This is a genomic window from Streptomyces sp. 8L (assembly GCF_020176795.1).
GTDB lineage: Bacteria > Actinomycetota > Actinomycetes > Streptomycetales > Streptomycetaceae > Streptomyces.
In genome coordinates this window covers 1-6,810 of record NZ_JAIUKE010000045.1, presented here as the reverse complement: position 1 = coordinate 6,810, position 6,810 = coordinate 1, and the positions used below count along the sequence as shown (strand labels likewise).

The window sequence follows — 6,810 nt, the reverse complement described above, 5'->3', positions numbered from 1 at the left end:
GGCCCGAATACAGCTGGGGGGGGCGGGGGTGTTAAAACTACACACGGGGGGGGGGGCCGACTCCCCTTTCCGGGGCCGGCCCCACCACCGCGCCACGCGTTCCGGGTCGCGGGTCAGAAGCCCGGCGGTTCCGTGTACGTGCCCCACTCCTCGCGCAGGGCTCCGCAGATCTCGCCGAGGGTGGCCTCCTCGCGGACCGCGTCCAGCATCGAGGGGATCATGTTGGAGCCGTCGCGGGCGGCGGCCAGCATCGCGCCGAGCGCGGCGGTGACCTTCGCCTCGTCCCGCGCCGCCTTCCGTGCGCCGAGCGCCGCGACCTGGTCCCGCTCGACCTCGTGGCTGACGCGCAGGATCTCCAGGTCACCGGTGACCGAACCGTGGTGGACGTTGACGCCGACGACCCGCTTGTCACCCTTCTCCAGCGCGCGCTGGTACTGGAAGGCAGACTCGGCGATCTCGGAGGTGAACCAGCCGTCCTCGACTCCGCGCAGGATGCCGGAGGTCATCGGCCCGATCGGGTGCTGTCCGTCCGGGTGGGCGCGCCGGCCGCGGTCCACGATCTGCTCGAAGATCTTCTCGGCGTCCGCCTCGATCCGGTCGGTCAGCTGCTCCACGAACCAGGAGCCGCCGAGCGGGTCGGCGACGTTGGCCACCCCGGTCTCCTCCATCAGCACCTGCTGGGTGCGCAGCGCGATCTCGGCGGCCTGCTCGCTGGGCAGCGCGAGGGTCTCGTCCAGAGCGTTGGTGTGCAGCGAGTTGGTGCCGCCGAGAACGGCCGCGAGCGCCTCGACCGCGGTACGGACGACGTTGTTGTACGGCTGCTGCGCGGTGAGCGAGACGCCCGCGGTCTGGGTGTGGAACCGCAGCCACTGCGCCTTCTCGGTCTTCGCGCCGTACTCGTCCCGCAGCCGGCGCGCCCAGATCCGGCGGGCGGCGCGGAACTTGGCGATCTCCTCGAAGAAGTCGACGTGCGCGTCGAAGAAGAAGGACAGGCCTGGCGCGAACACGTCGACGTCCAGGCCGCGCGCGATGCCGAGCTCCACGTAGCCGAACCCGTCGGCGAGCGTGTAGGCGAGCTCCTGCGCTGCCGTCGCGCCCGCCTCGCGGATGTGGTAGCCGGAGACCGAGAGGGGCTTGTACGCGGGGATGGAGCGCGCGCAGTGCTCCATCAGGTCCCCGATGAGGCGCAGGTGCGGCTCCGGCTGGAAGAGCCACTCCTTCTGGGCGATGTACTCCTTGAAGATGTCGGTCTGGAGGGTGCCGTTGAGGATGCCGGGGTCGACGCCCTGGCGCTCCGCCGCGACGAGGTACATGCAGAAGACGGGCACGGCGGGGCCGCTGATCGTCATCGAGGTCGTGACCTCGCCGAGCGGGATGGAGTCGAAGAGGACCTCCATGTCGGCGGCCGAGTCGATCGCGACGCCGCAGTGCCCGACCTCGCCGAGCGAGCGCGCGTCGTCGGAGTCGCGGCCCATCAGCGTCGGCATGTCGAAGGCGACGGAGAGGCCGCCGCCGCCGTTGGCGAGGATGGTCCTGTACCGCTCGTTGGTCTGCCGCGCGTTGCCGAACCCGGCGAACTGGCGGATGGTCCAGGTGCGGCCCCGGTAGCCGGTCGGGTACAGACCGCGGGTGAAGGGGTACTCACCCGGCCAGCCGATCCGCTCGAAGCCGTCGTAGGTGTCGCCGGGCCGGGGCCCGTACACGGGCTCCACGGGGTCACCCGAGAGAGTGGAGAAGTCCGCCTCACGCTTGCGGGCCTTGTCGTACCGGGCCTGCCAGCGGGTGCGGCCCTCGTCGATCGCGTCAGCGTCCATACCCTCGAATTTACTAGGACGTCCAAGTACATGTCGACGCGGTACCGCCGCCCATGAGCCACAGGGTGCCGGACGGCACGCGTCAGCGCCACCGTACGGGCGGCCGCGTGGTTCCTGGCAGCCGGACGGTTCCGGCCGCCGCAACGGTTCCGACGGCCCCGACGTCTCCAGCCGCCCGGACGGCGAGGGCCCGCCTCACGCGAAGATTCGGAGACGCTGATGCCAAGGCGCGCGGGGACCGCGCCCCCGTCACACCTTCGCGGTGACCGGCGCGGGGGTGACGACCTTGGCCTCCAGCTCGCGCGAGACGCGGCGCTCGACGAAGAAGGCGGCCGTCGGGATGGTCCCGGCGAGCAGCACCCAGAGCTGCCGCATGACCGGGTACCTGGCCTTGGAGCCGAGGTCGAAGGCGAAGACGAGGTAGACGATGTAGAGCCAGCCGTGTGCGATACCCACGATCTCCACGAAGCTCGCCGCTCCGTTGATGTCGAGCACGTACTTGGCGATGACCCCGAGGGTGAGCAGGATGAGCAGTACGCCGGTGACGTACGCCATCACCCGGTAGCGGGTCAGCACGCTTCGTTTCATGCCGCTGAGCGTAGTAGCACGATCCGGGCGATCTTCGCGCGGGTCGGCCCTCGCCCGGCGCCGTCCGCCGCGGCGCCCGGGGCGCGGGTCACCACTCGTCGCCGCCGCGCTCCGGCGGCCTGCGCTCCTCGAAGTCCTCGGCCGCCAGGCGCAACGGGCGCAGCATCGCGAAGATCTCGGCGCACTCCTCCGCGTCGTAGACGCCGAGCCCGAAGTCCATCGCCATCAGATCGCGGGTGGCGGCCTCGACGACCTCGCGCCCCGTGTCCGTGATGGAGGCGAGGGTGCCCCGGCCGTCGTTGGGGTTCGGGCGCTTGTCGACGAACCCGGCCCGCACCAGCCGGTCGACGGTGTTGGTGACAGAGGTGGGATGGACCATCAGCCGCTCGCCGATCTTGGACATCGGCAGTTCGCCCGCCTTGGAGAAGGTGAGCAGCACCAGCGCCTCGTAGCGCGCGAACGTCAGCCCGTGGGGTCTGACGACGGAGTCGACCTCGCCGAGGAGGATCTGCTGCGCGCGCATGATGGACGTGATGGCGCTCATGGAGGGGACGGGGCCCCAGCGCTGCTGCCACAGGTCGTCCGCGCGGGCGATGGGGTCGAAGGGGAGGCTCAACGGCTTCGGCACACCCTCGACCCTACCGAGAGATGATATGCCCAGCTCCCGCCAGGTCTCCGGGGGCCGTCCGCACGCCCGCGCGGCCTTACGGGGCGGGCATGCGCCCGCGAGGTCCACGCCGCACCGGGCCGGCCCCTCCGTCGGGGCCCGGCCGCCGGCCCGGTCAGGAGTCTGCGCCGCCCTCGCGCAGATGGCGCTCGACGGTCTCCACCTTGGCGGTCAGGCCGTCCGTTACGCCCTCACGGATGTCGGCCTTGAGGACGAGGGATACGCGCGAGGAGCGGGCCTCGACGGCGGCGACCGCGCGCTTGACGACGTCCATCACCTCGTCCCACTCCCCCTCGATCGAGGTGAACATCGCGTCCGTACGGTTCGGCAGGCCGGATTCGCGGACCACGCGCACGGCGTCGGCGACGTATTCGCCGACGTCCTCGCCGACGCCGAGCGGCGAGACGGAGAAGGCGACGATCATGCGTTCACCGTGCCCTCGCGGCGGGCCCTGGCGGCGATGATCATGTCCTCGGAGGCGCGCTTGAGCTTGCGCTCGGCGAAGAAGCCGCCGGTGGGCAGCACGGAGAGGATGAAGTAGAGCGCGGCGGTCGGCAGCTGCCAGCGGGCACACCGCCAGGCGTCCAGCCAGAACAGCACGTAGAGGATGAACAGGAGCCCGTGGATCATGCCCATGGCGGGCACCGCGTTGAAGTCCGTGGTGCGCTTGAGCACCGAGCAGACGAGCAGCAGCAGGAAGGACACGGCCTCGGGCGCGGAGACGAGGCGGAGTCGGTGGAGCGCGGATGCGGTCTTGATGTCCACGAGGGCTTCGCTTTCGGTCGGGGGTCGTTTGTGAACGCGCGCACAAACCGGGTCCATTGTGGCAGCTGTGACCCTGTGGTCCGTATCAGGGTCAACCCGGCCGGGCTCCTCCCGCGGGTCTCCCCCGGCCGGGGGAGACCGTCTCCCCCTGAGTGGTGGTGTGCGCGGGGCACCGCGCCCGCTACGGTCGTCCCGTGGCTCAGTTCCGACTCCAGGGAAGCAAGATGCTCGCCGTCGACATGGCGGGCGACGCCGTGAAGGCGAAGAACGGTTCGATGGTCGCCTACGACGGCCAGATGTCCTTCAAGAAGATGAGCGGGGGTGGCGAGGGGCTGCGCGGGATGGTCACGCGCAGGATCACCGGCGAGTCCATGGCGGTGATGGAGGTGCGGGGCCAGGGCACCTGCTACTTCGCCGACCGGGCGAGCGAGATCAACCTTGTCACGCTGCACGGCGACAAGCTCTACGTCGAGGCGTCGAACCTGCTGTGCACGGACGCGGGCCTGCGCACGGGCACGTCGTTCACCGGCCTGCGCGGCGCCGCCGGCGGCAACGGCCTGTTCACGACGACGGTCGAGGGCACGGGCCAGGCCGCGGTCATGTCGGACGGACCCGCGGTGGTGCTGCGGGTCAGCCCGCAGTACCCGCTGTCCGTCGACCCCGGCGCGTACATCGCCCACCAGGGCCATCTGCGGCAGAGCTTCCAGTCGGGCGTCTCCTTCAGGACCTTCATGGGAGAGGGCTCGGGCGAGTCCTTCCAGATCAGGTTCGAGGGCGAGGGCCTCGTCTACGTACAGCCCAGCGAACGGAACACGATCGGGGGTGACATCTAGGCCATGCCGTTCCGCGAGATCAACGACAAGCTGGTGGAGGCCACGGTCCTGCCGGGGCAGCGGATGTTCAGCCAGCGCGGCGCGATGGTCGCCTACCGGGGCGATGTCGGCTTCACGCCGAACATCCAGGGCGGCCAGGGCGGGGTGATGTCCATGATCGGCCGCCGCGTGGCGAACGAGGCGGCCCCGCTGATGACGGTCGAGGGCAACGGCACCGTGCTGTTCGGCCACGGCGGCCACCACATCCAGGTGATCACCCTGGAGGGGGACACGCTGTACGTGGAGGCGGACCGGCTGCTCGCCTTCGACGGGTCCCTGGAGCAGGGCACGATGTTCATGGGCTCGCAGGGCGGGGTGATGGGCATGGTGCGGGGCCAGGTGACAGGACAGGGCCTGTTCACCACCACCCTCAGAGGGCACGGCGCGGTCGCGGTCATGGCGCACGGCGGGGTGGTCGAGCTGCCGATCACGCCGGGGCGCGCGGTGCACGTCGACCCCCAGGCGTACGTGGCGCACCACGGCGATGTGCGCAACAAGCTGTCGACCGCCCTCGGCTGGCGGGAGATGGTGGGCCGCGGCTCGGGCGAGGCGTTCCAGCTGGAGCTGAGCGGCAGCGGTGCGGTGTTCGTCCAGGCGTCGGAGGAGAAGCTGTGACCGGGCCCGTGGTCCTCGACCCCATGACGCTGCCGAGCGACGACAACGTCAACAAGTACATGTTCTGCGTGGAGCTGCGGGGCGACCAGTGGTTCCTGCAGAAGGGCAAGATGGTCGCCTACTACGGGCAGATCTCCTTCGACGGTGTCGGCCACGGGCGCTTCGAGGGGCTGCTGCGGACGAGTTTCCACTCGCCGATGCACGTCCCGGACTGGGTGGTGGCGCAGGGCAGCGGCAAGATGCTGCTCGCGGACCGGGCCTTCGACGTGAACTCGTACGACCTGGAGGACGGCAACCTGACCATCCGGTCGGGGAACCTGCTGGCGTATCAGCCGTCGCTCGCGCTGAAGCAGTCGATCGTGCCGGGGTTTCTGACGCTGATCGGCACGGGGAAGTTCGTGGCGGTGTCGAACGGGCCCGTGGTGTTCATGGAGCCGCCCCTGCGGGTGGACCCGCAGGCCCTGGTCGGCTGGGCCGACTGCCCCTCCCCCTGCCATCACTACGACTTCGGCTACATGCGCGGGATTCTGGGCGGTGTGCGGGCCATGACGGGCATCGGGGGCGCCTCGGGCGAGGAGCACCAGTTCGAGTTCGTCGGGGCGGGTACGGTATTGGTCCAGTCCACGGAGCTCCTGATGGCCGAGCGGCCGACGGGCGCGGTGCCCGCGGAGGAGGGTGTCCCCGGCGGCGGCCAGCAGGGCGGTCAGAGCGGCGGCGCGGGGATGCCGCGGCTGGGCGGGCAGCTCGGTGACCTCCAGCGGCGCTTCGGTCTCTGACGGCTTCAACGGGACGGGACGGCGTCCACGGGACGGGCCCGAGCAGAGGCGGGCGCGGCGAGGCGGGCGCGAAGGGGCGGGTGGCTGCGAAGGCGGGTGCGCGAGCCGCCTTCGTACAAAATTCAACTTCTTGGGTAGAATGTCGCCATGGAGACCGAGACACAGACCGCCGCCCCCCAGGAGACGGACGACCCCTGGCTGACCGAGGCGGAGCAGTGCGCCTGGCGCACGCACCTTGATGTCAACCGGTTGCTGACGTACCAGATGGAGAAGGACCTCCAGCCGTTCGGCCTGACCATGAACGACTACGAGATCCTGGTGAACCTGTCCGAGGCGGAGGACCGCAGGCTGCGCATGACCGACCTGGCCGCGGCCACGCTCCAGTCCAAGAGCCGCCTCTCGCACCAGGTCACCCGCATGGAGAGCGCGGGGCTCGTCAAGCGTGAGCACTGCGAGTCGGACCGGCGCGGCCTGTTCGCCGTCCTCACCGACCAGGGCATGAACACCATGCGCGAGGTCGCCCCGCACCATGTCGCCTCCGTGCGAAGGCACTTCATCGACATGTTGACACCGGAGCAGCTGGCCCAGCTGCGCGCGTCGCTCACCCCCGTCGCGGACCAGTTGCGCAGGCGGCGCGGCAAGAACTGACGGCCCGCCGGCGGGCCGCCCCCGGCCCCCCCCCCCCCGGGCCCGGGCCCCCCCGGGGGGCGGGG

9 protein-coding genes are annotated in these 6,810 nt (G+C 70.6%); 4 read left to right on the top strand and 5 right to left on the bottom strand.

The window, feature by feature from the left end; genetic code table 11:
- Positions 1-113: 113 nt before the first annotated feature.
- The 5 genes from LCE31_RS06100 to LCE31_RS06080 all read right to left on the bottom strand — a co-directional run bounded on the left by LCE31_RS06100 (position 114) and on the right by LCE31_RS06080 (position 3,834).
- Entirely contained in the window at positions 114-1,814 is a 1,701-nt protein-coding gene (locus tag LCE31_RS06100; RefSeq protein WP_225012940.1) for an acyl-CoA mutase large subunit family protein, read from the bottom strand.
- A 249-nt stretch (positions 1,815-2,063) separates the two neighbouring features.
- Positions 2,064-2,402 carry a DUF3817 domain-containing protein gene (locus LCE31_RS06095; protein ID WP_225012939.1) on the bottom strand — a complete coding sequence of 113 codons (339 nt, stop codon included), beginning with the start codon at positions 2,400-2,402 and terminating at the stop codon, positions 2,064-2,066.
- An 88-nt stretch (positions 2,403-2,490) separates the two neighbouring features.
- Complete coding sequence (locus LCE31_RS06090; protein ID WP_225012938.1) at positions 2,491-3,030, bottom strand: MarR family winged helix-turn-helix transcriptional regulator; 540 nt, start codon at positions 3,028-3,030, stop codon at positions 2,491-2,493.
- Positions 3,031-3,184: 154 nt separating this feature from the next.
- A complete protein-coding gene (locus LCE31_RS06085; RefSeq protein WP_225012937.1) occupies positions 3,185-3,493 on the bottom strand; it encodes an MTH1187 family thiamine-binding protein in 309 nt (102 codons plus the stop codon).
- Positions 3,490-3,834 (bottom strand): DUF3817 domain-containing protein, encoded by a 345-nt coding sequence (locus LCE31_RS06080; protein WP_225012936.1) that lies wholly within the window; start codon positions 3,832-3,834, stop codon positions 3,490-3,492. The genes LCE31_RS06085 and LCE31_RS06080 overlap by 4 nt, the downstream gene beginning before the upstream one ends.
- Before the next feature lie 194 nt (positions 3,835-4,028).
- Between LCE31_RS06080 and LCE31_RS06075 the strand changes: the two genes are divergently transcribed.
- The 4 genes from LCE31_RS06075 to LCE31_RS06060 all read left to right on the top strand — a co-directional run bounded on the left by LCE31_RS06075 (position 4,029) and on the right by LCE31_RS06060 (position 6,745).
- Positions 4,029-4,667 (top strand): AIM24 family protein, encoded by a 639-nt coding sequence (locus LCE31_RS06075; RefSeq protein ID WP_225012935.1) that lies wholly within the window; start codon positions 4,029-4,031, stop codon positions 4,665-4,667.
- Between the two features lie 3 nt (positions 4,668-4,670).
- Positions 4,671-5,321: an AIM24 family protein gene (locus tag LCE31_RS06070; protein WP_225012934.1), complete on the top strand. Its 651-nt coding sequence runs from the start codon at positions 4,671-4,673 to the stop codon at positions 5,319-5,321.
- Positions 5,318-6,097, top strand: coding sequence for an AIM24 family protein (locus LCE31_RS06065; RefSeq protein ID WP_225012933.1), 780 nt, complete (start codon positions 5,318-5,320; stop codon positions 6,095-6,097). Before LCE31_RS06070 ends, LCE31_RS06065 begins: the two co-directional genes overlap by 4 nt.
- A gap of 147 nt (positions 6,098-6,244) precedes the next feature.
- Complete coding sequence (locus LCE31_RS06060) at positions 6,245-6,745, top strand: MarR family winged helix-turn-helix transcriptional regulator (protein ID WP_225012932.1); 501 nt, start codon at positions 6,245-6,247, stop codon at positions 6,743-6,745.
- Positions 6,746-6,810 lie beyond the last annotated feature (65 nt).